The sequence below is a fragment of the Mitsuaria sp. WAJ17 genome, assembly GCF_014174515.1.
GTDB lineage: Bacteria > Pseudomonadota > Gammaproteobacteria > Burkholderiales > Burkholderiaceae_C > Roseateles_B.
The window spans coordinates 157,110-182,129 of sequence record NZ_JACJUG010000001.1; the positions used below are offsets into that span (position 1 = coordinate 157,110).

The 25,020-nt window shown below is 67.4% G+C and carries 28 protein-coding genes; 12 read left to right on the top strand and 16 right to left on the bottom strand.

The genetic code is table 11. The features are described 5' to 3' along the window. Positions 1–48 precede the first annotated feature (48 nt). From H5407_RS23975 to H5407_RS00675, 3 genes are all read left to right on the top strand, one after another. Positions 49–720 carry an AbrB/MazE/SpoVT family DNA-binding domain-containing protein gene (locus H5407_RS23975; protein WP_220800383.1) on the top strand — a complete coding sequence of 224 codons (672 nt, stop codon included), beginning with the start codon at positions 49–51 and terminating at the stop codon, positions 718–720. Positions 721–791: 71 nt separating this feature from the next. After that, complete coding sequence (locus H5407_RS00670) at positions 792–1,205, top strand: hypothetical protein (protein WP_183102482.1); 414 nt, start codon at positions 792–794, stop codon at positions 1,203–1,205. Between the two features lie 44 nt (positions 1,206–1,249). Next, positions 1,250–1,468 (top strand): hypothetical protein, encoded by a 219-nt coding sequence (locus H5407_RS00675; RefSeq protein ID WP_183102483.1) that lies wholly within the window; start codon positions 1,250–1,252, stop codon positions 1,466–1,468. Between the two features lie 18 nt (positions 1,469–1,486). Here the strand turns inward: H5407_RS00675 and phbB are convergent, their stop codons facing one another. Both phbB and H5407_RS00685 read right to left on the bottom strand, forming a co-directional pair. Then, positions 1,487–2,212, bottom strand: a complete 726-nt coding sequence (gene phbB / locus H5407_RS00680; RefSeq protein WP_183102484.1) for an acetoacetyl-CoA reductase — start codon at positions 2,210–2,212, stop codon at positions 1,487–1,489. 317 nt (positions 2,213–2,529) lie between these two features. Further along, positions 2,530–3,573 (bottom strand): hypothetical protein, encoded by a 1,044-nt coding sequence (locus H5407_RS00685; RefSeq protein WP_183102485.1) that lies wholly within the window; start codon positions 3,571–3,573, stop codon positions 2,530–2,532. 151 nt (positions 3,574–3,724) lie between these two features. On the opposite strand from H5407_RS00685, the gene H5407_RS00690 reads away from it, so the two are divergent. Continuing rightward, on the top strand, positions 3,725–4,720 hold the full coding sequence (locus H5407_RS00690) for a YafY family protein (protein ID WP_183102486.1): 996 nt from the start codon (positions 3,725–3,727) through the stop codon (positions 4,718–4,720). A gap of 16 nt (positions 4,721–4,736) precedes the next feature. Here the strand turns inward: H5407_RS00690 and H5407_RS00695 are convergent, their stop codons facing one another. Both H5407_RS00695 and H5407_RS00700 read right to left on the bottom strand, forming a co-directional pair. Further along, on the bottom strand, positions 4,737–5,330 hold the full coding sequence (locus H5407_RS00695; protein WP_183102487.1) for a cob(I)yrinic acid a,c-diamide adenosyltransferase: 594 nt from the start codon (positions 5,328–5,330) through the stop codon (positions 4,737–4,739). Between the two features lie 65 nt (positions 5,331–5,395). After that, the gene (locus H5407_RS00700; protein ID WP_183102488.1) at positions 5,396–5,629 is read right to left on the bottom strand and encodes a hypothetical protein; all 234 of its coding nucleotides are present in this window, start codon (positions 5,627–5,629) and stop codon (positions 5,396–5,398) included. A gap of 178 nt (positions 5,630–5,807) precedes the next feature. On the opposite strand from H5407_RS00700, the gene H5407_RS00705 reads away from it, so the two are divergent. Next, positions 5,808–7,238, top strand: a complete 1,431-nt coding sequence (locus tag H5407_RS00705; protein WP_183102489.1) for an FAD-binding oxidoreductase — start codon at positions 5,808–5,810, stop codon at positions 7,236–7,238. Here the strand turns inward: H5407_RS00705 and H5407_RS00710 are convergent. The 5 genes from H5407_RS00710 to H5407_RS00730 form a co-directional block, all read right to left on the bottom strand. Next, positions 7,235–8,026, bottom strand: coding sequence for an ABC transporter substrate-binding protein (locus tag H5407_RS00710; RefSeq protein ID WP_183102490.1), 792 nt, complete (start codon positions 8,024–8,026; stop codon positions 7,235–7,237). The two genes, H5407_RS00705 and H5407_RS00710, sit on opposite strands and share 4 nt — an antisense overlap. Beyond that, entirely contained in the window at positions 8,023–9,531 is a 1,509-nt protein-coding gene (locus H5407_RS00715) for a SpoVR family protein (RefSeq protein ID WP_220800406.1), read from the bottom strand. Before H5407_RS00715 ends, H5407_RS00710 begins: the two co-directional genes overlap by 4 nt. Before the next feature lie 95 nt (positions 9,532–9,626). Next, entirely contained in the window at positions 9,627–10,907 is a 1,281-nt protein-coding gene (locus tag H5407_RS00720) for a YeaH/YhbH family protein (RefSeq protein ID WP_220800385.1), read from the bottom strand. A gap of 118 nt (positions 10,908–11,025) precedes the next feature. Beyond that, positions 11,026–12,948, bottom strand: a complete 1,923-nt coding sequence (locus tag H5407_RS00725) for a PrkA family serine protein kinase (protein WP_183102492.1) — start codon at positions 12,946–12,948, stop codon at positions 11,026–11,028. Positions 12,949–13,394: 446 nt separating this feature from the next. Continuing rightward, positions 13,395–14,306 carry a ParB/RepB/Spo0J family partition protein gene (locus tag H5407_RS00730; RefSeq protein WP_183102493.1) on the bottom strand — a complete coding sequence of 304 codons (912 nt, stop codon included), beginning with the start codon at positions 14,304–14,306 and terminating at the stop codon, positions 13,395–13,397. A gap of 145 nt (positions 14,307–14,451) precedes the next feature. Here H5407_RS00730 and H5407_RS00735 point away from each other — a divergent pair, with 145 nt between their 5' ends. The 4 genes from H5407_RS00735 to H5407_RS00750 are packed head-to-tail and all read left to right on the top strand — an operon-like array spanning position 14,452 to position 16,905. Further along, complete coding sequence (locus tag H5407_RS00735; RefSeq protein WP_183102494.1) at positions 14,452–15,513, top strand: S41 family peptidase; 1,062 nt, start codon at positions 14,452–14,454, stop codon at positions 15,511–15,513. Positions 15,514–15,573: 60 nt separating this feature from the next. Further along, positions 15,574–15,975 carry a DUF6249 domain-containing protein gene (locus H5407_RS00740; RefSeq protein ID WP_183102495.1) on the top strand — a complete coding sequence of 134 codons (402 nt, stop codon included), beginning with the start codon at positions 15,574–15,576 and terminating at the stop codon, positions 15,973–15,975. After that, complete coding sequence (locus H5407_RS00745) at positions 15,968–16,540, top strand: RNA polymerase sigma factor (protein ID WP_183102496.1); 573 nt, start codon at positions 15,968–15,970, stop codon at positions 16,538–16,540. The genes H5407_RS00740 and H5407_RS00745 overlap by 8 nt, the downstream gene beginning before the upstream one ends. Continuing rightward, positions 16,537–16,905, top strand: a complete 369-nt coding sequence (locus H5407_RS00750; protein WP_183102497.1) for a hypothetical protein — start codon at positions 16,537–16,539, stop codon at positions 16,903–16,905. The genes H5407_RS00745 and H5407_RS00750 overlap by 4 nt, the downstream gene beginning before the upstream one ends. 15 nt (positions 16,906–16,920) lie before the next feature. Here the strand turns inward: H5407_RS00750 and H5407_RS00755 are convergent, their stop codons facing one another. Then, a complete protein-coding gene (locus H5407_RS00755) occupies positions 16,921–17,511 on the bottom strand; it encodes an alpha/beta hydrolase (protein WP_255500995.1) in 591 nt (196 codons plus the stop codon). A 94-nt stretch (positions 17,512–17,605) separates the two neighbouring features. Between H5407_RS00755 and argC the strand changes: the two genes are divergently transcribed. The 3 genes from argC to H5407_RS00770 all read left to right on the top strand — a co-directional run bounded on the left by argC (position 17,606) and on the right by H5407_RS00770 (position 19,769). Next, the gene (argC, locus tag H5407_RS00760; protein WP_183102498.1) at positions 17,606–18,550 is read left to right on the top strand and encodes an N-acetyl-gamma-glutamyl-phosphate reductase; all 945 of its coding nucleotides are present in this window, start codon (positions 17,606–17,608) and stop codon (positions 18,548–18,550) included. Next, entirely contained in the window at positions 18,547–18,987 is a 441-nt protein-coding gene (locus H5407_RS00765) for a GNAT family N-acetyltransferase (protein ID WP_220800387.1), read from the top strand. Before argC ends, H5407_RS00765 begins: the two co-directional genes overlap by 4 nt. Before the next feature lie 206 nt (positions 18,988–19,193). Next, complete coding sequence (locus H5407_RS00770) at positions 19,194–19,769, top strand: hypothetical protein (protein WP_183102499.1); 576 nt, start codon at positions 19,194–19,196, stop codon at positions 19,767–19,769. A 19-nt stretch (positions 19,770–19,788) separates the two neighbouring features. Here the strand turns inward: H5407_RS00770 and H5407_RS00775 are convergent, their stop codons facing one another. The 6 genes from H5407_RS00775 to H5407_RS00800 all read right to left on the bottom strand — a co-directional run bounded on the left by H5407_RS00775 (position 19,789) and on the right by H5407_RS00800 (position 24,966). Further along, positions 19,789–20,835: an OmpA family protein gene (locus tag H5407_RS00775; RefSeq protein WP_183102500.1), complete on the bottom strand. Its 1,047-nt coding sequence runs from the start codon at positions 20,833–20,835 to the stop codon at positions 19,789–19,791. 79 nt (positions 20,836–20,914) lie between these two features. Next, positions 20,915–21,961, bottom strand: a complete 1,047-nt coding sequence (locus tag H5407_RS00780; protein WP_183102501.1) for an OmpA family protein — start codon at positions 21,959–21,961, stop codon at positions 20,915–20,917. A 102-nt stretch (positions 21,962–22,063) separates the two neighbouring features. Then, complete coding sequence (locus H5407_RS00785) at positions 22,064–22,852, bottom strand: GNAT family N-acetyltransferase (RefSeq protein ID WP_183102502.1); 789 nt, start codon at positions 22,850–22,852, stop codon at positions 22,064–22,066. 1 nt (position 22,853) lies between these two features. Further along, the gene (locus H5407_RS00790; protein ID WP_183102503.1) at positions 22,854–23,621 is read right to left on the bottom strand and encodes a ParA family protein; all 768 of its coding nucleotides are present in this window, start codon (positions 23,619–23,621) and stop codon (positions 22,854–22,856) included. A 130-nt stretch (positions 23,622–23,751) separates the two neighbouring features. Further along, entirely contained in the window at positions 23,752–24,405 is a 654-nt protein-coding gene (rsmG, locus tag H5407_RS00795; RefSeq protein WP_183102504.1) for a 16S rRNA (guanine(527)-N(7))-methyltransferase RsmG, read from the bottom strand. Between the two features lie 12 nt (positions 24,406–24,417). Further along, positions 24,418–24,966 (bottom strand): cysteine hydrolase family protein, encoded by a 549-nt coding sequence (locus tag H5407_RS00800; protein ID WP_183102505.1) that lies wholly within the window; start codon positions 24,964–24,966, stop codon positions 24,418–24,420. Between the last annotated feature and the right edge of the window lie 54 nt (positions 24,967–25,020).

A 25,020-nucleotide genomic window follows, 5' to 3' on the forward strand; every position in this document is an offset into this window, starting at 1 on the left:
GCGCGAGTCGTCACAGCATGGAAAACGAGGTCTTGTCGAGAGATCCCCGTGTTCATCGTCCTTGCCAGGCTCCTTGATGGAATGGTCAGTTCAGTGGCTCAGTGCGTGATCCAGGGTAAAGTAAGAGTTCCTTACTTTCAGAATTTCCATAAAGTGCTCGCGAAGATTACCGCCAAGAATCAACTGACTTTGCCAAAGAGCGTGACCGAGCCCCTGGGGCCGGTGCAGTACTTCGACGTGCAGACCCGGGGCGGTCAGATCGTGCTGACCCCCGTGCGAATCCAGCGAGGCGACGCCCTGAGGGCCAAGCTGGCCGAACTGGCCCTCTCGCCAAAAACGCTGCAGGCCGCCCTGAGCTGGGCCGAAACACAGATGGGGGCTGCCAAAACCATTGAGACCCCCAAAAAGGCAGCCGGCGCCAAGGCGGTAAAACCATTGAGTACCCTCACCCCGAAAAAAACGGCGGCGAAGAAAACGGGGGCAAGGAAGACGCAGGCCTCCACGGGCGCCAGAACCATCGAGACGGGCCAGAAGCCGGCCGCCGGACTGCGTGCAAAACCATCGAGTACCCGCCGGGCGTCGGGTGCGGTCGCCAAGCCTGTCCGCAAGACCGCTGCAAAACCATCAAGTGCTCCTGCCAAGCGCAGCAAGCCCGTCGCGGCCGCCACCTCGCGCAGCCGGGCCACCCGTAGCAGCGCGGGTGCGCGTCGCGTCGCATGAAGGCGGGCGGGGGAAGGGCAGGCAGGGGCCAGCCCGCTGCGCGTTCGCGCAAGACCCGGCCCTCAGGCACCGTGCTGGACACAGCCCTGCTGTTGCAGGCCCTGCTGCACAACGATGCCGAGGGCGCGCTGCTGCGCCAGGCCTGGCAGGACGGCCGCCTGCCCTTGCTGGTGTGTGCTGAAACCGCCCGGCTGCTGATGCTGAGCCTGGCTGCACCGATGCTGAAGCTCATGCCCGCGCAGCAGCAGGAGCTGCTGGCCGATGTACTGCCGTATGCGCAGGTCTGCAGGCCCCTGCAAGGGCGCGTCGCCGCCCGCCTGCCGCAGGGGCCGCTGCTGGCGCTGAGCCTGGCCTCGGAGGCGGGCGCGGGTCTGCTCCTGAGCGAATCAGCGGCCTTGCGAAGCCATGTCGCGCGGCAGGCCGAGCGCTACCCGGGACTGCGCGTGCTCACGCTGCGTGAATGGGTTGACGAATCGAGAAGCTGAGCGCCGATGCGGGTCCGTGCGATCTGATAGATTCACGCCCGCTTATGAGCAGCTACAACTTCAGTTCCGGCGGCAGCATGTGGCGCGTGGTGTTCTACGAACGCCGCGCGAACCGTGTCCATATCGACCGCACCGGCCCCTGGCTGCCTGACCGGCAGCTGGCCCGGAACTGGGCCCTGTGGTTCCAGGAGCGGGGCTACCACGTGGCCCTGCAGGATTCCGCGGGCTCGCTGGAACGCTTCAGCAAGGGCCTGCCGGCCTGAGTGCCGCTGACCGACGCCTCAGGCCAGGTACTGGCCGCCGTTGGCGCTGAGCGTGGCGCCCGTGATGAAGCTGGCTTCGTCAGCCACCAGGAAGCATACGCAGCGTGCGATCTCCTCCGGCGTGCCCAGCCGGCCCACCGGGATCTGAGGCAGGATCATGCTGCTGACCACCTCGGGCTTCATGGACTTGACCATGTCCGTTGCGATATAGCCTGGGCAGATCACGTTCACCGTGATGCCCTTGCTGGCGTTCTCCAGGGCCAGGGCCTTGCTGAAGCCGATTTCACCGGCCTTGGCGGCCGAGTAGTTGGTCTGGCCCAGCTGGCCCTTCTGGGCGTTGACGGACGCGATGTTGATGATTCGGCCGAAGCCGCGCTCGCGCATGCCGTTGATCACCTGGCGGCTCATGTTGAAGACTGAGTTCAGGTTGGTGTTGATCACCGCCTGCCACTGTGCCAGGGTCATCTTGTGCAGCATGCCGTCTCGGGTGATGCCGGCGTTGTTGACCAGCACGTCCACCGGTCCCAGCTGCGCCTCCACCTGGGCCACGCCGCGCTCGCAGGCTTCGTAGTCGGAGACATCCCAGCGCAAGACGGGGATGCCGCTGCGGGCATGGAAGGCCTCGGCGGCGGCCTCGTTGTCTGCATAGACGCTGGCCACGCGGTAGCCCGCGGCCTGCAGGCCCAGGGCGATGGCGGCGCCGATGCCGCGGGTGCCGCCTGTCACGATGGCCACTCTTTGCATGTCTGATGTCTCCTGGTGTGATGCTCAGGGCGCTTGGGCGCCAACGCCGCATCATTCGCGGGACGGCGCCGGGCGTCAACCGCTGCGGCCCCCCGGCATGAGGGCAGCAGGGACGATGTCGGCACATAAAAAAACAGCCCCGCCGGGCATGTGCCGGGCGGGGCCGATAAGGCAAGAGCGAGAGTATTGCTCCGTCTGGCACCGGCACGGGGCCGGTGAGTCGACGGCCGGCACTGTGCCAGCATCGGATGACATGGGAATGACGCTGCGCAAGAAATGCTCAGGCGAGCGCTCGTCGGCAGGGGCTGGTGCCGGATTCAGGCCAGGCCCCAGCCTTCGGTCGCCGCAGGCACCTCATGCTGCTGGACATGCACCGGGCACAGGCGCTTGGCGGCGGCGCGCTGTACCAGCTGCTCGGCCTGGGCGGCCGTGAGGCGCAGGGCGAAGCGGGTCCAGCGGCGCTGCACCAGCTCGTGGTCCCAGGCGTCTTCCAGGGCCTGACGGATGTCCTGCGGCGCCTGCAGTTGCTGCTGCTGGAGCACCCGCGGCACGAAGGCCAGCACGAAGCGGTTGAAGTCCGCCTGCAGATCCGACTGAGGCAGCAGGGCTTCCAGGCGCGCCAGGCGCTGGCTCCAGCCGGGCGTGGCGAACTGGCGGGTCACCAGGGCCTGCAGGGCCTGGATGGGATTGAAGAGGCGCAGGCGGTTGGGCGGCAGCAGGTGCAGGGGCAGGGCGGCGGCCTGCTCATGTGGCAGGGGCGTCACGAAGCTGCTCAGCAAGGCCAGACGTTGCCAGGCCTTCGCGTCCAGCCCGCCCATCTGGCGGATGGGGCCCTGCTGCAAGCTCTGTGCCGCGGCCTGCAGGGCGGCGAAGTCCCGACGACCCTTGGCTGCATTGGCCTGGCGGCTCATCATGGCCAGGTTGCCAGCGGCATAGCCGGCGTCGTCGCGCACGCGGTCCAGGCTGCGCTGGCAGGCGTCGCCAGGGATGTCGTTGAGGGGCTGGCGGCTGATGGGGCAGTGGCCGGTGTCCAGCTGCTGAAGGTAGTTGGGCGTGAGCAGGGTGGTCTCGAAGCTGCGGCCACGGGACCAGGCGTGGGTGCGCAGCTGCAGCCAGCGCTGGGTGTGGCCGCCGGCCTTCAGCGTGCGATGTCCGAAGGTGGCCTGGCCGGCCTGCCAGCCCTGGCGCAGGGGGGAGGCGCTGAAGAGGTGCTCCACCGCCGGCGCCAGGCCGTGACGTGCATGGTCCCAGCCGAGCTCGAAGCCCACCTGCTTGCCGGCAGGCAGTGCGGGAGCCTCGTCCATGGCCAGGTCGAGCTGGGCCGGGGCGGCGGGAAGGGTCGAAACGCTGAGCTGGGCCATGGTCATCTCCTGCAAGGGTTGGGAGTGCTGGCCGCCACAAATCTGTCAGCGACCTTGTGGCACAGTGTGCGGTGCAGGTAGCTCAAGGCATGAGCTACCTGGATCCCTGGTGGAGACCGGGGGAAAACCACGACAGGGAGGGCTGCAGGCCATGGACCGCACCGAACGCTTCTACAAGATCGAAATGCTGATCCGCGCCCAGGAGTGCGTCAGCTTCGCGACGCTGCTGGAGGCGCTGGAGGTCTCGCCGGCCACACTCAAGCGCGACTTGCAGTACCTGCGCGAGCGCATGGACGCGCCCATCGAGTACGACGCCCTGGACAACGGCTACCGTTTCAGCCAGGACTGGCGCGGCCAGAAGCACGAGCTGCCGGGCGTGTGGTTCAGCGAGAAGGAGCTGCATGCCCTGCTGACCATGAATCAGCTGCTGTCCAGCCTGGACGAGAACGGCCTGCTGACGCGCCACCTGCAGCCCATGCTGGACAAGCTCAGCGGCATGCTGGGCAGCGATGAGGCCGAGTCGCGCGAGCTGACGCGGCGGGTCAAGCTCATCTCCACGGCCCGGCGGCGCGTGCCCTCGGAGCATTTCGAGACCGTGGGCAGCGCCCTGGTGAAGCGTCAACGCCTGCGCCTGTCCTACCGCAAGAGGGGGCGTGGAGGGCAGGCGGGCTCGCTGGGTGAGCGGGTCGTGTCGCCCCAGCGCCTGGTGCACTATCGCAACACCTGGTATCTGGACGCCTGGTGCCACCAGAGCGAGGGCCTGCGCCGCTTTGCGCTGGATGCGGTGGAGGCTGCCGAGGCCACGCAGGACAAGGCACGTGCCGTTGCGGTCCGACAGCTGGAGGCCGAGCTGGACCAGGGCTACGGCATTTTCGCCGGCGGCCGGCCGCAGCAGGCTCGCCTGGTCTTCAGCGCTGAGGCGGCGCAATGGGTGTCAAGCGAGGAATGGCACCCCGCGCAGCAGAGCCGCTGGCTGGCAGATGGCCGCTGGGAGCTGGACGTGCCCTATGTGGATGCCACGGAGCTGCTGATGGACCTCCTGCGCCATGCCGGCGAGGTGCAGGTGACGGCCCCGGCTGCCCTGGCCGAGGCCTACGAGGAACGCCTGCGACAGGCGCTTCAGCGCCTGCCTCGCAGCAGAAAGTAGAGGGGTAGCGCCAGGCTCAGGCCTGCTCGGGCTCGTTCTGCTGGCGCTGCAGGCGCTCGCTGTGCCAGTAGATGTCGTCGCCGCCCTTGCCATCCAGATTGGCACGGTTGAGCACGCGGGCCAGCACGAAGAGCAGGTCGGAGAGGCGGTTGAGGTACTGGCGCGGCGCGGCCTCGATCTGCTCGCCCTGGTGCAGGGCATGGACCACGGCCCGCTCCGCACGGCGGGCGATGGTGCGGGCCACATGCGCGATGGCGGCGCCGCGGGTGCCGGCGGGCAGGATGAATTCCTTGAGCCGGGGCAGGGCGGCGTTGTAGTGGGCCAGGGCCTCGTCCAGGCGCAGTACGGCGTCGTCCTTGAGCAGGCTGTAGCCGGGCATGCACAGCTCGCCGCCCAGGTTGAAGAGCTCGTGCTGGATGGTGATCAGCAGCTCGCGGACATCGTCAGGCAGGGGTTCGGCCAGCAGCACGCCGAGGTTGGAGTTGAGCTCGTCCACATCACCCATGGCCTGGACACGCAGATGGTCCTTGGGCACGCGCTCGCCGTTGCCAAGGCCAGTGGTGCCGTCATCTCCGGTGCGGGTGGCGATCTGGGAAAGTCGGTTGGCCATGATGACAGCGGGCGAGTCTTGTTGATGAGGCCCGCATCTTGCCTCAGTCCAGCGACGGCCCTGGATTAGCCCCTGCGTCCGCTGCGGTGAAAGTCGGGTCGCTGGGGGCGGCCCGAATGTCCATGAGCGCCCTCGCCGTGGGGCTTGGGCTCATGGCCGGGCGGCGCCGCGGGGGTGGCGGGCGCACGGAAGGCGTTCATGATGTTCTGGACCAGCAGGGCCAGCATGTCCCGCCGCCACAGGCCCAGCAGGGCCAGGGCCACGACAGCGATCAGCAGGATCCAACTCGATGTGCTCATGGAAGCTCCTCGTGCAGGTGGCGTGCGACCATGGTGGCACGGGTGGGCCGGGGCTTCAAGCTCGCGCGCTTGCGCCAACGCAGGTCCCTCGCACATCGATCCTGGCAGCCGGGCTGTTCAGGCCGGGTTCAGCAGTGCTTCCTAGAATGACCCCTGACGCCAAGCCGGAGTTCCGCCCATGTCCCACGCCTCACTGCCCGCAGCCCTGGAGGGCCCGCGCCGCGCCGTGCCGCAGGCGCTGAAGCAGTCCTGCCGCGAACGCTTCGGGGTGCGCTGCGTCGAATCGCTGGCCGTGCGCCAGCAGCATGGACGCGACGAGAGCCCTTTCGACGTGGAGCCCCCGGAACTGGTCCTCTTTGCCGAGAGCGAGGAGGAGGTCTCCTTTGTGCTGGCCCAGGCCCAGCAGCATGCGGTGCCGGTGATCCCCTACGGCGCGGGCACCTCGCTGGAGGGGCACCTGCTGGCGGTGCAGGGCGGCATCAGCCTTGACCTGTCCCGCATGAACCGCATCCTGGCCGTGCAGGCCGAGGACTTGACGGTGACGGTGCAGCCCGGCGTCACGCGCCACCGGCTCAACGACGAGCTGCGCCACCTGGGGCTCTTCTTCCCCATCGACCCGGGCGCCGATGCCTCCTTGGGCGGCATGGCGGCCACGCGGGCCAGCGGCACCAATGCCGTCCGCTACGGTACGCTGCGCGAGAACGTGCTGGCCCTGCGCGTGGTCACGCCGGGCGGGAGTGTTGTGCGTACGGGTTCGCGGGCGCGCAAGAGCAGCGCGGGCTATGACCTCACCCGGCTTTTCGTGGGCAGCGAGGGCACGCTGGGCGTGATCACGGAGCTGACGCTGCGGCTGTATCCGCTGCCGGAGGCGGTGTCAGCGGCCATCTGCTTCTTCCCAAGTATCGATGCGGCCGTGCAGACCACCATGCAGATCATCCAGACGGGTGTGCCCATCGCCCGCTGCGAGCTGCTGGACGCCAACACCGTGCGTGCCGTCAATGCGCATGACCACCTGGGCCTGCGCGAATCCGCCATGCTGCTGATGGAGTTCCATGGCTCGGCGGCCGGCGTCGCTGAGCAGGCCGGCGCTGTGCAGGAGATGGCCCGCGACTTCGGCGGCGAGGACTTCGAATGGGCCAGCACGCCCGAAGACCGCACACGGCTGTGGACGGCTCGTCACCATGCCTATCTGTCGGCCTTGCAGATGAAGCCGGGCTGCCGCTGCGTCACCACGGACACCTGCGTGCCCATCTCGCGCCTGGCCGAGAGCATCAACGAATCGGTGGCCGAGGTGCTGGCCTCGGGCCTGCCCTATTTCGTCGTTGGGCATGTGGGCGATGGCAACTTCCATATGGGCTACCTGATCGACCCGCAACTGCCTGCCGAGCGCGAAACTGCCGAGCGACTCTCTGCACAGATGGTGGCCCGCGCCCTGCGCCTGGGTGGCACCTGCACGGGCGAGCACGGCATTGGCCTGCATAAGCAGGACTTCCTGCTCGATGAGGCAGGGGCAGAGGCCGTGGACCTCATGCGCACGCTCAAGCGGGCCATGGATCCGATGGACATCATGAATCCGGGCAAGATCTTCTCCGGGCAGGCGAGCCGCTAGCGGTAGCGCTGCAGGATCGCCTCCAGCCGCCCTTCGTTCAGCAAGGCTTGCTGGGCCGCGGCCAGCTCGGACAGCGGGATGGGTGAGCTGCGCAGACGCAGGCAGTACAGGGCCGTGCGCGACACCACCAGCGGCGAGGCGATCAATGTGCGCAGCTTGGGGTCAGTGGCACGGGCGTAGTCGAGCTGTAGGCGGCTGATCACGCTGTAGTCGGCCCGTCCCAGGCGCTGCATCTGCAGCAGGCGGGTCTCGTTGTGGGCCAGGCTGCGCTCCATGCGGCCCGCCTCGAAAAGCGGGTCAAGCAGTGGGTAGCGGTAGCCGGTCACGACGCCCACCGTCTTGCCCTGCAACTGCTCGAGATGCCGGACCAGGGGCGTGCCAGGCATGCTGACCAGCTCTTCGACCACCTCCATCAGCGGTCGCGGCAGCCATTCGATCCAGGCCTCGTCCTGTGGGCCGTACCACTGGGGGTTCTCGAAGCACTGCACATCGAAGCTGCCTTCGCGCAGCTGCTGACCCACGCGGCGAGCAGGCATCAGCAGGAAGCGGGGCTCCCGCCCCAGGCGCTGCGCCAGCGCCAGGCCCCAGTCATGGACGATGCCACCCAGCAGGCGGGCCTCGGCACTGCCGGGGCTGATGTCTGCAAACGGAAGGCTGGCGCCGGTGGTCACCAGCAGGCGCAGAGGCGGCGCGGCCGCCCCGGCATGCAGGCTCCAGGCCAGCAAGGCCAGCGTGCAGGCCCGCGCGGCCCGGGCGCCCCTGCCCAGGCGCGATCGGGCCCAGCTCAATGTGCCGGCGCCGGCACGGTCCAGCGCTTGCTCACCTCGCCCTTGCCGTTGACGCTTTCCAGCTGCACGCCGAAGCCCCACAAGCGGGCCACGTGCTTGAGCACTTCTTGGGCGCCCTCGTGCAGCGGGCGGTCCAGGTGCTGGGTGTGGCGCAGGGTCAGGGAGCGGTCGCCGCGCAGGTTGACGTTCCACACCTGGATGTTGGGCTCGCGGGTGGAGAGGTCGTACTGGCGGGAGAGGGCCTCGCGCACATGCTGGTAGCCGCTTTCGTCGTGGATGGCGGAGATCAGGTATTCCTTCTCCTTCTCGTCGTCCAGGATGGCGAAGAGCTTGAAGTCGCGCATCAGCTTGGGGCTCAGGTACTGGCCGATGAAGCTCTCGTCCTTGAAGTTGCGCATGGCGTGCTGCAGCGTGGGCAGCCAGTCGCTGCCGGCGATGTCGGGGAACCACTGCCGGTCTTCGGCGGTAGGTGCTTCGCAGATGCGCTTGAGGTCGGTGTACATCGCAAAGCCCAGGGCGTAGGGGTTCAGGTTGGCCATGGGCTGCTGCGCGATGACGTTGGTGTGCGACTTAAGCCACTCGATCATCATGCCGTCGGTGAGGTAGCCGTCGTCGTACATCTGATTGAGCAGGCGGTGGTGCCAGAAGGTGGCCCAGCCCTCGTTCATCACCTGGGTCTGCCGCTGCGGATAGAAGTACTGGGCGATCTTGCGCACGATGCGCACGATCTCGCGCTGCCAGGGCTCCAGCAGGGGGGCGTTCTTCTCGATGAAGTACAGCAGGTTCTCCTGCGGCTCCTCGGGGAAGCGGCGGGCGGCCTGAGCCTCGGCGTCCTTGTCGGCCCGGCGGGGCAGGGTGCGCCAGAGGTCGTTGATCTGCTGCTGGGCATAGGACTCGCGGTCCTTGAGGCGGTTGCGCTCCTCGGCCAGCGAGAGCTTGGCAGGCCGCCGGTAGCGGTCCACGCCGTGGTTCATCAGCGCATGGCAGGAGTCCAGCACGGCCTCCACCGCATCCAGGCCATGGCGCTCCTCGCATTCGGCCACGTAGTTCTTGGCGTAGACGAGGTAGTCGATGATGGACGAGGCGTCCGTCCACATGCGGAAGAGGTAATTGCCCTTGAAGAAGCTGTTGTGGCCGTAGCAGGCATGGGCGATCACCAGGGCCTGCATGGCCATGGTGTTCTCCTCCATGAGGTAGGCGATGCAGGGATCGGAGTTGATGACGATCTCGTAGGCCAGGCCCATTTGGCCGCGCTTGTAGTTGCGCTCGGTGGCGATGAACTCCTTGCCATAGCTCCAGTGGCGGTAGTTCACCGGCATGCCCACGGAGGCGTAGGCATCCATCATCTGCTCGGCGGTGATGATTTCCAGCTGGTTAGCGTAGGTGTCCAGGCCATAGCGCTCGGCGGTCTGGCGGATCACCTCGTGGTAGTCGTGGATCAGCTCGAAGGTCCAGTCGCTGGGCGCAGGCAGGGGGTGGTCCGGTCGCTTTTCGAGAGGTTTCATGTGGCGCAGGGGGGGCGGAGAGCGGCGGCCGCCCCACTCATGGCGGTCGGCGGCCAGGCCGGTGCTGCGACGGTTCTCAAGATCGGGAGAGCGGTTCATGCGGAGGCTCCTTCCTTCTTGAACAGGTCGCGGAAGACCGGGTAGATCTGGTTCACCTCCACGGCCTTGCGCATCGCGAACTGCGGGACCTCATCAGTCAGCTTGGCGTATTCCTCCCAGAGATTCTGTTCGGCTTCAGCCACTTGCACATAGGCGAAGTAGCGGCACAGGGGCAGGATCTTCTCGGTGAGCAGCTCGCGGCAGCGGCCACTGTCGTGATGCCAGTTGTCGCCGTCGCTGGCCTGGGCGCCGTAGATGTTCCATTCCGAGGGCGAGTAGCGCTCGCGGATGATCTGCTCCATCAGCACCAGGGCCGAGGACACCACGGTGCCGCCGGTTTCGGTGGCGTGGAAGAAGTTCTGCTCGTCCACCTCCTGGGCCTGTGTGTGGTGGCGGATGAAGACCACTTCGATCTTCTCGTAGTGCCGGGTCAGGAAGAGGTAGAGCAGGATGAAAAAGCGCTTGGCCAAGTCCTTGCGGGCTTCGTCCATGGAGCCGGAGACGTCCATCAGGCAGAACATCACCGCGCGCGTGGTGGGCACCGGCACTTTCACGCGGGAACGGAAGCGCAGGTCGATGGGATCGAGGAAGGGGATGGCCTCGATGCGGCCCTTGAGAAGGGCGATGCGGGCCTCGGTGTCCTCGATGAGGGCCTTGTTCTCGGGATGCTCGGGCAGCTCGCGCAGCAGCAGGGCCAGGCGCTCTTCCAGCTCATGCAGCTCGCGCCGCTTACCCATGCCCAGGGCGATGCGGCGGCCCAGGGCGCCCCGCATGGAGCGCACCACGTGCAGGTTGGTGGGCGTGCCGTCGTTGGTGAAGCCGGCACGGTGGCTTTTCCATTCCGGCGTCTCGGCCAGGGTGGTGCGGGCCATATTGGGCAGGGCCAGGTCGTCGAAGAAGACCTGCATGAACTCTTCCTTGCTGAGGTGGAAGACGAAGTCGTCCTCGCCCTCGCCGGAGTCGCTGGCTTGGCTGCCCTGGCCCTGGCCTTGACCGCCTTGGGGCTTGGGCACGCGATCGCCCTTGACGTGGTCCCGGTTGCCCGGCCTCACCACCTCGCGGGTGCCACCCTCGCCATGGCCGAAGACGGGCTCGCTGAGGTCCTTCTTGGGGATGTGCACGTCTTCGCCGCGCTCCATGTCCCGGATGCCGCGCCCATCCACCGCCCGCCGCACCGCCTCGCGGATCTGGTCCTTGTGTCGACGCAGAAACCGCTCGCGATTGCCGATGGACTTGTTCTTGCCCGAAAGCCGTCGATCGATGATCTGCTGCAGCATGTGCTTCCTTCTTCGCTTCGCTCAGCCCGCCTTCCCGAGTGGGGCCCGAGGATCCGGCTTCGCCGGTCCTTCGGGCCCGCCCCCTCGAGGGGGCGCGCGCAGCGCGTAGGGGGGTCCTTCAGCTACTCTTGCGGACGCGCAGGTACCACTCGCAAAGCAAGCGCACTTGCTTGGCCGTGTAGCCCTTATCGACCATGCGTTGCACAAAGTTCTCATGCTTCTTGGCCTCTTCGGCACTGGCCTTGGCGTTGAAGCTGATCACGGGCAGCAGTTCCTCGGTGTTGGAGAACATCTTCTTCTCGATCACCGTGCGCAGCTTCTCATAGCTGGTCCAGGCCGGGTTCTTGCCGGCGTTGTTGGCGCGGGCCCGCAGCACGAAGTTGACAATCTCGTTGCGGAAATCCTTGGGATTGCTGATGCCCGCGGGCTTCTCGATCTTCTCCAACTCGGCATTGAGGGCCGAGCGGTCGAAGACCTCGCCGGTGTCGGTGTCGCGGTACTCCTGGTCCTGGATCCAGTAGTCGGCGTAGGTGACATAGCGGTCGAAGATGTTCTGGCCGTACTCGGAATAGCTCTCCAGGTAGGCCGTCTGTATCTCCTTGCCGATGAATTCGGCATAGCGCGGCGCCAGCTGTTCCTTGATGAAGCCGACATACTTCTGCTCCAGCTCGCCCGAAAACTGCTCGCGCTCGATTTGCTGCTCCAGCACGTACATCAGGTGCACTGGATTGGCCGCGACTTCGCTGGGGTCGAAGTTGAAGACCTTGGAAAGGATCTTATAGGCGAAGCGCGTGCTGATGCCGTTCATGCCCTCATCGACGCCGGCGTAGTCACGGTACTCCTGCAGGCTCTTGGCGCGCGGGTCGGTGTCCTTGAGGTTGTCGCCGTCGTAGACCTGCATCTTGGAGTACAGCGTCGAGTTCTCCGGCTCCTTCAGCCGGGTCAGCACGGCGAACTGCGCCATCATCTTCAGCGTGCCCGGGGCGCACTTGGCCTCGGCGAGGGAGGAGCCGCGGATCAGCTTCTCGTAGATCTTCACCTCCTCGCTGACGCGCAGGCAGTAGGGCACCTTGACGATGTAGATGCGGTCGAGGAAGGCCTCGTTGTTCTTGTTGTTGCGGAAGGTCTTCCACTCGCTCTCGTTGCTGTGCGCCAGCACGATGCCGTCGAAGGGGATGGCACCGAAGCCTTCCGTGCCCTTGAAGTTGCCTTCCTGCGTGGCGGTCAGCAGCGGGTGCAGCACCTTGATCGGCGCCTTGAACATCTCGACGAACTCCAGCAGGCCCTGGTTGGCCAGGCACAGGCCGCCGCTGTAGCTGTAGGCATCGGGGTCGTCCTGCGCGTAGGTCTCCAGCTTGCGGATATCGACCTTGCCGACCAGGCTTGAGATGTCCTGGTTGTTCTCGTCACCCGGCTCGGTCTTGGCCACGCCGATCTGCTTGAGCACGCTTGGATAGCGCTTGATCACGCGGAACCTGCGGATGTCGCCGCCGAACTCGTCCAGGCGCTTGACGGCCCAGGGTGAGAGGATGCGGTTGAGGTAGCGGCTGGGGATGCCGAATTCCTTCTCCAGCAGCGGGCCGTCCTCCACCGGGTCAAAGAGGCCCAGCGGGGATTCGTTCACCGGCGAGTCCTTCAGCGCGTAGAAGGGCACCTGCTCCATCAGCTGCTTGAGCCGCTCGGCGATGGAGCTCTTGCCGCCGCCCACCGGGCCCAGCAGATAGAGGATCTGCTTTTTTTCCTCCAGGCCCTGCGCGGCGTGGCGGAAATAGCTGACGACCTGCTCGATGGCCTCCTCCATGCCGTAAAACTCGGCGAAGGCGGGGTAGAGCTTGATGGTCTTGTTGGCGAAGATGCGCGAGAGCCGAGGGTCGTTGCGCGTATCGACCATCTGCGGCTCGCCGATGGCCTTGAGCATGCGCTCGGCGGCGGTCGCGTAGGCGAGGGGATTGTTCTTGCACTCGGCCAGGTACTCTTCGAGCGAGAGCTCTTCGATCCGGCTGCGCTCGTAGCGGGCGGTGTAGTTGCTGATCACGTCCATGCTGACCTCCTGTGTCCGTTGGAGGCGATGCCGGGCATATGACATCCGGCATCGTCTGGGAAGTTCTGGTGACGTCCTGGGGCAAGGCGTCATCAGAGCTTTCCGAGCATCAGCGCTGGTCAGCAGCTTCCTGCAGCGGGGGATCCGGCAGTCGTCGAAAAAGGCGCTTGCGGGGCGGCTTCTCGGTACCTGCCTGCTGCAATCGGGGCGTCTGTTCCCATCCTACGCCGCCTGTCGCGGCAAGGAAGGACACAAGACCTGACCCCTCTCGGTTTCACTTGTAGTCCTTTCACGATGACTTCGCAACGCCGTCCTGCGGGGGCGCGTTTACAGCATAGACCCCCGCATGATGCGCGGGCAGGGCGTCGCGTGCCGAAAGGCGTGAAAAAAAGCCGTGCATAGGGCACGGCTTTGGGGGCATGGGCGCGACCAGTCGTAGGGATCGCTCACTGGGGACCGCGCAGGCGCTCGATCAGGCCATTGAGCTCGTCAAGCGAGCTGAACTGGATGGCGATCTCGCCGGACTCGCCGCGCCGCGTCTTCTTCTTCACGCGAATCTCCACCTGTGCGGTCAGCAGATCGGACAGCTCTTCCTCCAAGCGCAGCACATCCCGGCTCTTGTCACCCTTGACGCGCAGCAAGGGTGCCTGGCGACCGGCGCCCTGGTGGCGCTGCACCAGCTTCTCGGCCTCGCGCACGCTGAGCTTCTTGGCGGCGATCTCGGTGGCGCTGGTGATCTGGTGGGCGCCGTCCAGGGCCAGCAGGGCGCGGGCATGGCCCATGTCGAGGTCACCCGCCATCAGCATGGCCTGCACCGGCTCGGCCAGGTTGAGCAGGCGCAGCAGATTGCTGGCGGCGCTGCGCGAGCGGCCTACCGCCTGAGCGGCCTGCTCGTGAGTGAGCCCAAACTCGTCAGTGAGGCGCTTCAGGCCCTGGGCTTCCTCCAGCGGGTTGAGGTCCTCGCGCTGGATGTTCTCGATCAGGGCCATGGCCGCGGCGGCTTCGTCCGGCACGGCCTTGACCAGCACCGGCACGTCGCGCAGACCGGCCAGCTTGGCGGCCCGGAAGCGGCGTTCACCCGCGATGATCTCGTAGCGGGCCAAGCCATCCTTGGAGGCTTCGGCGCTGATGGGGCGTACCAGGATGGGCTGCATGATGCCCTGCCCCTTGATGCTCTCGGCCAGCTCGTAGAGCGAGCCCTCGTCCATGCGCGTGCGCGGCTGGTACTTGCCGGCCTGCATCTGCTCCAGTCGCAGGGTGCTGGGCACGCCTTCGCGCGCGGCGGGCGTTTCAGAGACTTTGGGGCCGAGCAGGGCTTCCAGGCCCATGCCGAGGCCCTTGGGTTTTTTCGTGACCATGGGGCGGATTGTCGCAAAGTGCCGTTGCCGCTCCTGGGACGCCCCGAGAGGAATTTTTTCGGCGGACTGCATCCAGATCGATGTTCCCTGCATCCAAGCAGATGAGGCCCCCATGTGGCGGGGCCCTGGAGCGAGGAGCGCTTGCATGATGAAAACCCGTTTACAAGGCCTGGCCCTGGCTGCCGTGCTGATGCTGAGTCCCCTGAGCATGGCCGCACCGGCTGCCGGTGCGCCCCTGGTCCTGGCCCCCGCGGAGCAGGCGGTCCTGGGCCAGCAGATCGGCCTGCGCCTGAAGCAGGACTATCACGACCTGTCCCGGGTGCCAGCCGCGCTGGCAGCTCTAAAGCCGCAGGACGGGGCGCTGACAGGGCCCGCGCTGGCGGAGAGCTGGACCCGGCTGCTGCAGACCCAGCTGCAGGATGCCCATGCGCGGCTGGTTTACAGCCCCGAGGCCCTGCCGCCCGATGCCGAGGAGGCCGACGAGGCCCCGTCCGGTCCGCCGCCCGAGGTGATGCGCTACCTGAACTGCGGCGTGGAGCGCGTGGAGCACTACCCCGGCAACATCGGCTACCTGCGCGTGGATGCCATGGCCCCGCCCGAAGCCTGCGCGCCCACCCTGGTGGCCGCACTGCAGGTGCTGGCCCACAGCGATGCCCTGATTCTGGATCTGCGTCGCAACCGCGGCGGTAGCCCGGCCATGGTGCAATGGCTGGCCAGCCACTTCCTGCCACCGCAGACGGCCTTGAGTGCCATGGTCCGTGCCCGAGATGCCAGCCACGAAGCCCTGATGACCCAGGCCGGCCTGCCCGGGCCGGACCTGGCCCGCGTGCCGCTGTACGTGCTCACCAGCAGCAAGACCTTCTCGGCCGGCGAGCATCTGGCCTATGACCTGCAGCAGGCCGGCCGCGCCAAGGTGGTGGGCGAGCCCAGCGGCGGCGGTGCCAATCCGGGCACCTTCCGTACGGTGCATCCGCATTTCAGGCTCTGGGTCTCGCTGGCGCGCTCGGTGAGTCCGGTCACGGGTGGCAATTGGGAAGGGGATGGCGTCCAGCCCGACGAGCGCGTCAAGGCGCCTGAGGCGCGACGCATGGCCTATGGCCGGGCGCTGAAGGATCTGGTGCTGGCCAAGGCACCGTCTGCCATGCCGGGCGAGCGGGAAGAGCTCCTCGGTGATCTGGAGAAAGTCTTGCAACTGCTGGGGCTCTGATCCCAAACCCGCGGTCTGGCCGGAAGGGGCCTGACCTGGACATGAAAAAGGAATCCGACGATGGACAACGTGAATGAGTTGCTGATGGGCCTGGGGATGATTGTGGTGACGTTGGGCGCCATCATCGGCCCGGTGATCCTGCTTCTTCGCCTGATGCGGCACCAGACCCGCCAGAAGGAGCAGCGCTACCGCTTTCTCCTGGATTTGGCCGATCGCCAGCAGCCCCTGCCTCCTGAGCTGCTGAAGGAGCCCACGCCGGCCGAGGCGGACCGCCGCCGCGGCCTGGTGCTGGTGAGTGCGGCCGTGGGTGTCTGGCTGAGCCTGCAGCTGCTGCCGCTGGAGTACAGCGAGGGCCGCCGCCTGGGCGAACTGTGGGGTCTGGCCTGCCTGCCCCTGATGGTCGGCCTGGGCTACCTCGCCAGCTGGTGGCTGGGCCAGCGCGGCCAGCGTGCCGATGGCTGAGCCCCTGGACCCGGAGGACCGGCTGGACCGGCTGGACCGGCTCCTGGTGCGCCGGGTGCTGGACACCGGGGAGCCGCAGGCCTTCGAGCAGCTGCTGCGGCGCCATCAGGGCCTGGTGCGTGCCCAGCTGCGCCGCTTGCTCCGTGGCGATGCTGCCCAGGCGGACGAGCTGGCGCAGGAGGTCTTTCTCCGCCTGTGGCGCAAGCTGGACCAGTACCGTGGCGAGGCCCGCTTCGCCACCTGGCTGTTCCGCCTGGCCTACACCGTGTTCCTGGAGTCGCGCAGAAAGAACCAACTGGATCTGGATGACGAGGCCGACCTGGAAGGCGCGGCCGGTTCAGACCCCGGACCCTCGCCGGCCCTGCGCCTGGACCTGCAGCAGGCCCTGGAGCGCCTGCCTCGCCCAGAGCGCCAGGCCCTCATGCATTGCGCCGAGCTGGGGCTGAGCCACGAGGAGGCGGCCCAGGTGATGGGCCTGCCCCTGGGCACGCTCAAATCGCATGTACAACGCGGCAAACAGCGCCTGCGCGCCTGGCTGCAGGACTGGAAGGAGACGAGGCCATGAACAAACCGGACAACACGCCCGCCGAGGACCTGCCTCCTCTGACGGCACAGGACGAGTCCGAGCTGGAGGCCTGGCTGGCCAGTGCCTGGCTGGATCCGGTGCCGGATGAGGGCTTCAGTGCGGCGTTGATGCAGCGCCTGCCCGACCCAGCCCGCTACCGCAGGCGGTCCATGGCGCCTGTGTGGGGGGCTGGCCTGGGGGGCGGTCTGCTGGTCTGGCAGCTGGTCGGCACGGGGTTGCTGCCCCAGGCCCTGGCGGGCGGGGCGCAAGGCCAGCTCACGCCGGCGCTGGGCGTCGTGCTGGCCTGCGCGTTGGGGCTCAGCGCCGGGGTGAGCGGCTGGGTCTGGTCGGAGCGCGACGGCTGATCGCGGCCGCGCTGCTCAGCGTGCCTCGCTGCACAAGGTGGCCAGCAAGGCCTGCCCCTCGGCCCAGTCGCCCAGGCCGCTGGCGGTGTTGAGATGACCGCGGGGCCCTGCCAGCACGAGGCGGGCGCCCCAGTCGGCGGCCATCTGACTGGCGCGCTCGGCTGAGCAGTAGGGGTCGTCTGTCGAGACCACGGCGATGGCGGGGAAGGGCAGCCGCGGTCGGCGGATGGACCGCCAGTTGTGGAGCTGGGGCGGCATGTCCTCGCGCTCGGTGTCGGGCGGGGCCACCAGCAGGGCGCCGCTCACGCGGTCCGTGTGCTGCGAATGCGCCGCCCAGGCGGCCACCAACTGACAGCCCAGGCTGTGGGCCACGAGCACGGCGGGCGTCCGCGCCAGGCGAAGGTCCGCCAGCAGCACTTCGTCCAGTCGCGCCATCCAGTCGCCGCGGCGCGGCCATTCCCAGTCGGCCTGCTCGATGCGGACATGGCCCAGCTGCCGCTCCCAGCGGCTCTGCCAATGGTCGGGATCGGAATTGAGCCAGCCGGGCAGCAGGTAGACGGGAGGGGTGGTGCCGGAGCAGGCACCGGAGGAGGGCAGGGGCATCATCAGGGGCGAAGGATGGTGCCGGTCCCTGGCGGACGAGGGCCCGGGTCATCCCTTATGCTGTCGGATTGTTCCCATTGATTGTGCTGGAGATCTCATGACGTACACCGTGTTTGTGGATGGACAGGAAGGCACCACGGGGCTGCGCATCCATGAGTACCTGGCCCAGCGCAGCGACATCGAGGTGCTGCGCATTGATGCCGACAAGCGCAAGGACGCCACCGAGCGCGCCCGTCTGCTCAATGCCGCCGACGTGGCCTTCCTGTGCCTGCCCGATGCCGCCTCGCGCGAGGCGGCGGCCATGATCAGCAACGCCAACACCTGCCTGATCGATGCCAGCACCGCCCACCGCACCGTGCCGGGCTGGACCTTCGGCCTGCCCGAGCTGTGCAAGGGCCAGCGCGAAGCCATCCGCAGCGCCAAGCGCATTGCCAACCCGGGCTGCCATGCCAGTGCCTTCATCCTGGCCGTGCGGCCCTTGGTGGACGCCGGCCTGCTGGCCCCTGAGTCCCTGATCTCGGCCACCTCCATTACCGGTTATTCCGGCGGTGGCAAGGGCATGATTGCGGAGTACGAGGCCGGCGGCAACGCGCAGCTGAAGTCGCCGCGTCCGTATGCCCTGGGCCTGGCCCACAAGCACCTGCCCGAGATGATGGCCCACACCGGCCTGAAGACGGCGCCCGTGTTCATGCCCATCGTGGCCGATTTCTACAAGGGCCTGGCCGTCACCGTTCCCCTGCACCTGCAGCAGCTGCGAGCGAACACCAGCCCTGAGCAGGTGCACGAGGCGCTGGCTGCGCACTACGAGGGCGAGCGCTTCGTCCGCGTGATGCCCCTGCGCGATGCCGACACCCTGGCCGGCGGCTTCTTCGATGTCCAGGCCTGCAATGACACGAACCGGGTGGACCTCTTCGTCTTCGGCAGCGGCACGCAAATCCTCGTCATGGCCCGCCTGGACAACCTGGGCAAGGGCGCCAGCGGCGCCGCGGTGCAGAGCATGAACGTGCACCTGGGCGTGGACGAGACCCTGGGGCTGGTTTGAGCCAGAACGCCATGCGCTGGTGCACCGACGACGAGGTGCCGGCTGCGCACCTGCAGGCCTTGCGCGAGGGCGTGATTCTGCACGGCAGGCAACAGGCCCAAGGCAGCGATGCCCGGGACATTGCCTGCGTCCTTTACGACGGGCAGGGCGCACTGCTGGCCGGCGCCTGCGGCCGCACCGAGTTCGAACGGCTCTACATCGACTACCTGTGGGTCCACCCGGACCACCGGGGCGAGGGCCTGGGCGGCGACACCCTGCGCCGGCTGGAGGCCCAGGCCCTGCGGCGCGGCTGCCGGGACGCCCTTATCGAGACCCTGTTGGACGACGCTGCCGCGATCTATGAGCACCTGGGCTATGCCTGCATCGCCCACATCCACGACTTCGTTCCTGGCTTCACTCGATACATCCTGATGAAGGTCTGGCGTCCGCGCGATTGAGACACGCATTGCGGCCACCGCTTGCCCTGCCCTGATGTCGGCCAGGTCCGGAGCCTGCCCGCTCTCGGATTTTGGGTTAGCACTCAGTATCAGTTGAGGTGCATCTCCGGATAATTCACGCCTTGGCCCGGCCAGTCGGATGCCGGGCCGTGCATCGAGTAGGGCGCTAAGGGAGCCGATGCCGCTGCCTGAACGCAGGAGTAGCTATGAATTTGAATCTGGGCCCGGTGTCCTTTGTGGAGGGCTTCAGCCTTCAGTTTCCAGAGGATGTCTGCGCCAATTGCGGCACCCGCAGCGAGGTCTTCGTGGCCGAGCAGAACACCAAGGTGACCCGCTTCCTGTTGCTGGGTGGCAGCGAGATCAGCTTTGCCTTGCCCGTGTCAAGTTGCACGCATTGCGTGGACAGCCTTCATCGCCGGCCGCTGTCCTTGGGCAACAAGGCGCTGATCACCGGCATGATGGCTGGCGCCTGTGCCACCGTCTTGCTGATGTGGGCATCGATGGGATCGACCAAGACGGGCTTCCTGGCCGATCATCCCTTCCTGGTTTCCGCCCTGGCAGGACTGGGCCTGAGCTGGGCCTGGTTCCGGCGCCACAGGGCACAGGCGCCCCAGAGCAGTTATTACCAGCCGGTGCGAATCCGTCGGCTGAAGCGGCAATTCGTCGATGGCACGATCGAGGCCATGCATCTCGCCTTTACCAACAAGGATTACCGTCTGGCATTTGTCCGTGCCAACCGGGAGGCCATCCGCAAAGGACAGCTGGCCGCCGCGGATGCCTGAGCGCTCCGCATGAACCCTTTTACTGCAGCACCATCTCCACGCGCCGGTTGCGGGCTCGGCCGTCTTCATCGGCATTGGACGCCAGGGGTGCGATGTTGGCCGCACCCTTGGCGCTGAGCCGGCCGGCTTCGATGCCGTAGGGCGGCTTGCCTAGGGCGGCGACCACGGCCTGCGCGCGGGCCAGCGAGAGCAGCAGGTTGGCCTCGAAGCTGCCGACGTTGTCGGTATGGCCGACGATGAAGACCCGCAGCTTGGGATCGGCCTTGAGCACCTGGGCCATCTCGGCCAGCTGGACCTGGGACTCGGGCTTGACCTCGCTCTTGCCGGTGTCGAAGAAGAGGCCGTAGAGCGCGACCTTGCCCTCGGTCTTCAGGCCCTGGCCGATGGCGCCGGCATCGACCGTGACCTGCCCGTTGGGCATGGCCTTGGGCTCGACGATCTCGATATAGGTGGCCGTGCGGTGCGTGTAGGCGTTCTGGGCCATGGAGCTGTACAGCATCAGGTGCAGGGTCCGGCCGCCCTGGCTCAACAGGCCCACCAGCATGCGGCCGCCCTCGGGGCTGATGCTGGACTCCAGGGAAAAGCGCCCACCGGAAGGGTTGGTCATATTGGGCAGGTCACCCTTGGACCAGACCATGCCGCGCAGGCGGTCGTTCTTGTTCAGCGCGAAATAGGCCTTCACGCAGCCCTGCTCCTTGCTCTCGCAGGCCCAGACGGTCTTGAAGCCGGCGGCCTGCAGGGCCTGCTGGTGGTTGCGGAAGACCTCCAGCGGGCCCTTGTCCAGCGGGGCCAGGTAGAACAGGCGGGTGACCTTGCCCTCCAGGGGCTGCGGGTTGGCAAAGAGGTCGCCGGTCCTGGCCACGCCGCTGGCGTCGGGGAAGAAGCGCTGCTCCCAGTCTTGCTGGGAGAAGCCCACGAGCAGGCTGCCGCCGAAGCGCCGCAGCACGGGGTGGTCGCTGCTGCCCGGCGCGTCGGCCGTCGGCGCATCGGCCAGGGAGGGCAGGGGTGACAGGACGGTGCCCAGCACAAGCAGGGCACCGGTGCTGAGGGTGCGGATAGATGCCATGGGAGTCTCCTCCTGCAATCGGGTGTCGTGGAGCCCGTGGCCGGTCTCCGTGGCGGGGTGGACTTGTGCGGTGTGCTGCTTACTGCAGCACCATCTCCACGCGGCGGTTGCGGCCGCGGCCGTCTTCGCTGGTGTTGCTGGCCAGCGGTGCGAAGCTGGCGACGCCGCGCGCCTGCAGGCGGCCGGCCGCGATGCCTCGCTGCACCAGGGCCGCGACGACGGCCTGGGCCCGGCCCTGGCTCAGCGCGAGGTTGGCGTCGATGCCGCCGACGTTGTCGGTGTGGCCGACGATCAGCACCCTGAGCGCGGGCTGCGCCTTCAGGGCCGCCACCATCTGGTCCAGCTGCGCCTGGCTCTCGGGCTTGACCTCGGTCTTGCCGGTATCAAAGAGGAGGCCATAGAGCGCGATCCTGCCCTCGGCCTGCAGACCCTGGCTAAGGGCCTTGGCGTCCACCGTGACCTGGCCCGTGGGCATGGCCTTGGGCTCCACGATCTCGATGTAGGTGGCGGTGCGGCCGGTATGGGCGTTGTCGGCCACCGAGGTGTAGAGCAAAACCTGCAGGCTGCGGCCGCCGGCGGACAGCGAGCCCACCAGCATGCGCCCCTGCTCGTAGCTCACCGACATCTCCAGGTTCCAGCTGCTGCCCTTGTAGTCGGCATCGGTGCCGGGCAGGTCGCCCTCGGCCCAGCGCATGCCCTTGGCGCGCTCGTAGCCGTCCAACGCGAAGTAGGCGCGGGCGCAGCCCTGGGCCTCGGTCTCGCAGGTCCAGGTGGTCTTGAATCCGGCGGCCGTCAGGGCCTGCTGGTAGTTGCGGAAGACCTCCAGCGGGCTCTTGCCCAGGGGCGCAAGGTAGAACAGCCGCGTCACCTTGCCTTCGAAGCTGACCGGGTTGGCGAAGCGGTTGTCGTCCTTGGCGGCGCCTCTTGCGTCCGGAAACTGGCGCTGGTCCCAGTCCTGCTGGGCATAACCCACCAGCAGGCTGCCACTGAAACGTTGCAGGACCGGGTGGTCCTTGGACCCGGGCACGTCAGCCCTGGGCGCAGCAGCCTGGGCCGGGGAGGTGCTCAGGGCCAGGCCCAAAAGCAGAGCGAGGCCGGTCGGGCGGGGAAGGCTGGGGAGGCGCATCGGCAGCGTCTTTCGTGGGGGTGGCGATGCTGCGGCATGCTACCCAGCACACTTCGACATGATGTAACCATGTGAATGTGCAGCCCCCCTGGGTCGTGGGGCTCAGCCAAGGTCTTGCGGCGGACTGCGAAAGTGGTAGCGGTAGGCGTGCTGGAAGCCGAGGCCGCGGTACAGGGCCAGGGCTGGCGCATTGGCCTCGCCCACCTGCAGATAGGCCCGGCGTGCGCCCTGTGCGCAGGCCTGCTGGAGCAGGGCCAGGCACAGGCTGCGGGCATGGCCCTGGCCGCGAAAGGGCGCGGGGGTGTAGATGTCGTAGAGGCCCACCCAGTCCCCTTCGCGGGCGATCTGACCGCAGGCCAGCAGCTCCCAGCCGCGGATGGTGTTGCGGCGCAGCCAGAAGCCCTGGTAGGGCACGGGGGACTGTGACTGGCGCTCGGCCTGGGCCTGGACCTCGCGCTCGCTGCTGCCCTTGAACTCGCCCATCTGGCGGGCGAAGTCCAGGGCGTCCACCGGATGCAAGACCTGACCCCCGGGCAGGGGCCAGCCCATGACGTCGTCCAGCTGGGGCCGCACCAGGACCTCGGCGGCGTCATAGCTGGGCCAGCCCTTGGCGGCCAGCAGAGCGTCCAACTCGGGCGGTTGAGTGAAAGGGGTGATGCGGACGATCAGAGGCAGGCCGGCGGCATGGAAGCTGCTTGCGCAGCGGGCCAGCAGGTCCTCGACGGGTAGCTCGCCTGAGGCGAGGGCATTGATGCAGCGCGCGCGTTTGGCCTGTCCCGGCGAGAGCCGGATCAACCAGCCCTCGATGCGCGATTCCTGCGGCGGCGAGGTGGCGTTGAGGCCGGCCTGCTCGGCCTGCCGTCCCAGTTCAGCCCGCTCGGCGGCGTCCATGTCACATCGCCGAGATGCGGCGCACCATTTCCCGGGCGAACTCGACGAAGGACTGCGCACCCTTGGACGAGGGATCGAAGACCACCCCCGGCAGGCCATAGCTGGGCGCCTCGGCCAGGCGCACGTTGCGAGGGATGACGGTGTCGAAGACCTTCTCGCCGAAGTGCGCCTTGAGCTGCTCGCTGACCTGGTTCTGCAGGGTGATGCGGGGATCGAACATGACGCGCAGCAGGCCGATGATCTGCAGGTCGGGGTTCAGGTTGGCATGGACCTGCTTGATGGTGTTGACCAAGTCCGACAGTCCCTCCAGCGCGAAGTACTCGCACTGCATGGGCACGATCACGCCGTGGGCTGAGCACAGGCCGTTCAGCGTCAGCATGGACAGCGAGGGCGGGCAGTCGATCAGCACGAAGTCGTAGTCGCCCTCGGCGGCCTTCAATGCGGCCTTGAGACGGCGCTCGCGCCGCTCCAGCTCCACCAGCTCGACCTCGGCGCCGGCCAGCTCACGATTGGCGCCCAGCACGTCGTAGCCCACCTGCTCATTGCGCTGCCGTGCCTCGGCGATGCTGGCCGACTCCAGCAGCACGTCATAGACGCTCAGCTCCAGCGCCCGCTTGTCCACGCCGGAACCCATGGTGGCATTGCCCTGCGGGTCCAGGTCGACCACCAGCACCCGCTGCCCGACCTTGGCCAGGCCTGCGGCGAGATTGACGGTGGTGGTGGTCTTGCCGACCCCACCTTTTTGATTGGCTACGCAGAAAATCTTCATGAAGGCTCCCCCCCCTTTTGACGCGCGGCGAGCTGCGCGGGATCCGCGCGTGCTGCCGGGCTGACGATGCGTTGGCAGGGGTTTTGTGCTCGGGTGGCTATCGTACTTGGGATGGTGACGGGCACCGAGCTTAAGCGGCGGTTTTGATCCAGATGAGACAGCGCTGGGCGTCCAGGCCGGGCACCTGCAGTTGTTCCACGTGAAACACCCGGAGGTCCTGGGGCAGGGCGGCGATCTCCTCGTCCGGATGCTGGCCCTTCATGGCCAGCCAGATGGCGCCGGTCTTGAGGTGCTGGCGTGTGAGGGTGGTGAAGTCCTGCAGCGAGGCGAAGGCCCGTGAGGTGATCACGTCAAAGGGCAGGGCCTTCAGGGCCTCCACGCGGGAATGAAGGCCATGCAGATTCGGCAGGCGCAGCTCGGCCGCCACCTGCTGGATGAAACTGGCCTTCTTGGCCACGGCGTCCACGCAACTGACGTCCAGGCCGGGTTCGCAAATGGCCACCACCACTCCCGGCAGGCCGCCGCCGCTGCCGACGTCCATCAAGCGTTGGCCCGGCTGCGCGGCCAGGTGACGACGCAGGGCGGGGACCAGGCTGAGGCTGTCCACCAGGTGCTGTACCAGCATGGCTTGGGGATCGCGCACGGCGGTCAGGTTGTAGACCTTGTTCCACTTCTGAATCAGTCCCAGGTAGTCCAGCAACTGCTGGAGCTGGGTCTCGCTGAGGTTCAGCTCCAGAGTCTGGGCGGCATCGCGCAAGGGGGCAAGGAGGGCGTTCGAACTCATGCGAAGACAGGCTCAGGCCTGGAGAAGGGTGGGGAGATCGACCAGGCGGGCGCCGGCCTGCGCCAGCTGGACCGAGATCAGATGACGTGGGGCTGTGGTGCTGAGCCCTCGGCCCGGCCCCGTGTGATGGGCATCCTGGATCACCCAGGGTTGAAGTCCCAAGGGAGGGGCGGGGGCGCCCAGGGCCGTGGCTTCGATGCAGCAATTGGATTGCAGTCCGGCCAGGATGGGCTGCCGGCGGTCCAGCCCTTGAAGGGTCTGCACCAGGGCCGGCACGTCGGAGGCGTTGGGCATGGCCTTAGGGAGTCGGGCTTCATTGGGCCGCCGATCCAGGCTCGCTGCGATCTCGACGCCCGGGCCATCCATGGGGCCGCCCGGCTCCAGAGGCTGGACCCACGGCACCGGCAGGCCCCGCTGTCCCACCCCGTCCACCACCTGGGGCCCGGCCGCGGGCACAACCTCGGCCTCTGGCATCGGGGCGCACAGACGGTCATCAAACGCCCCTTGCTGGACGTCGAGCACCGGCTGGGCGGACCGGGCCAGATGGGGTGTGCGATTCACCGCCGCCCCCCCGGAGGCGTTGTGCGCAGGAGGTTTGTCCGAGGTGACTGCCAC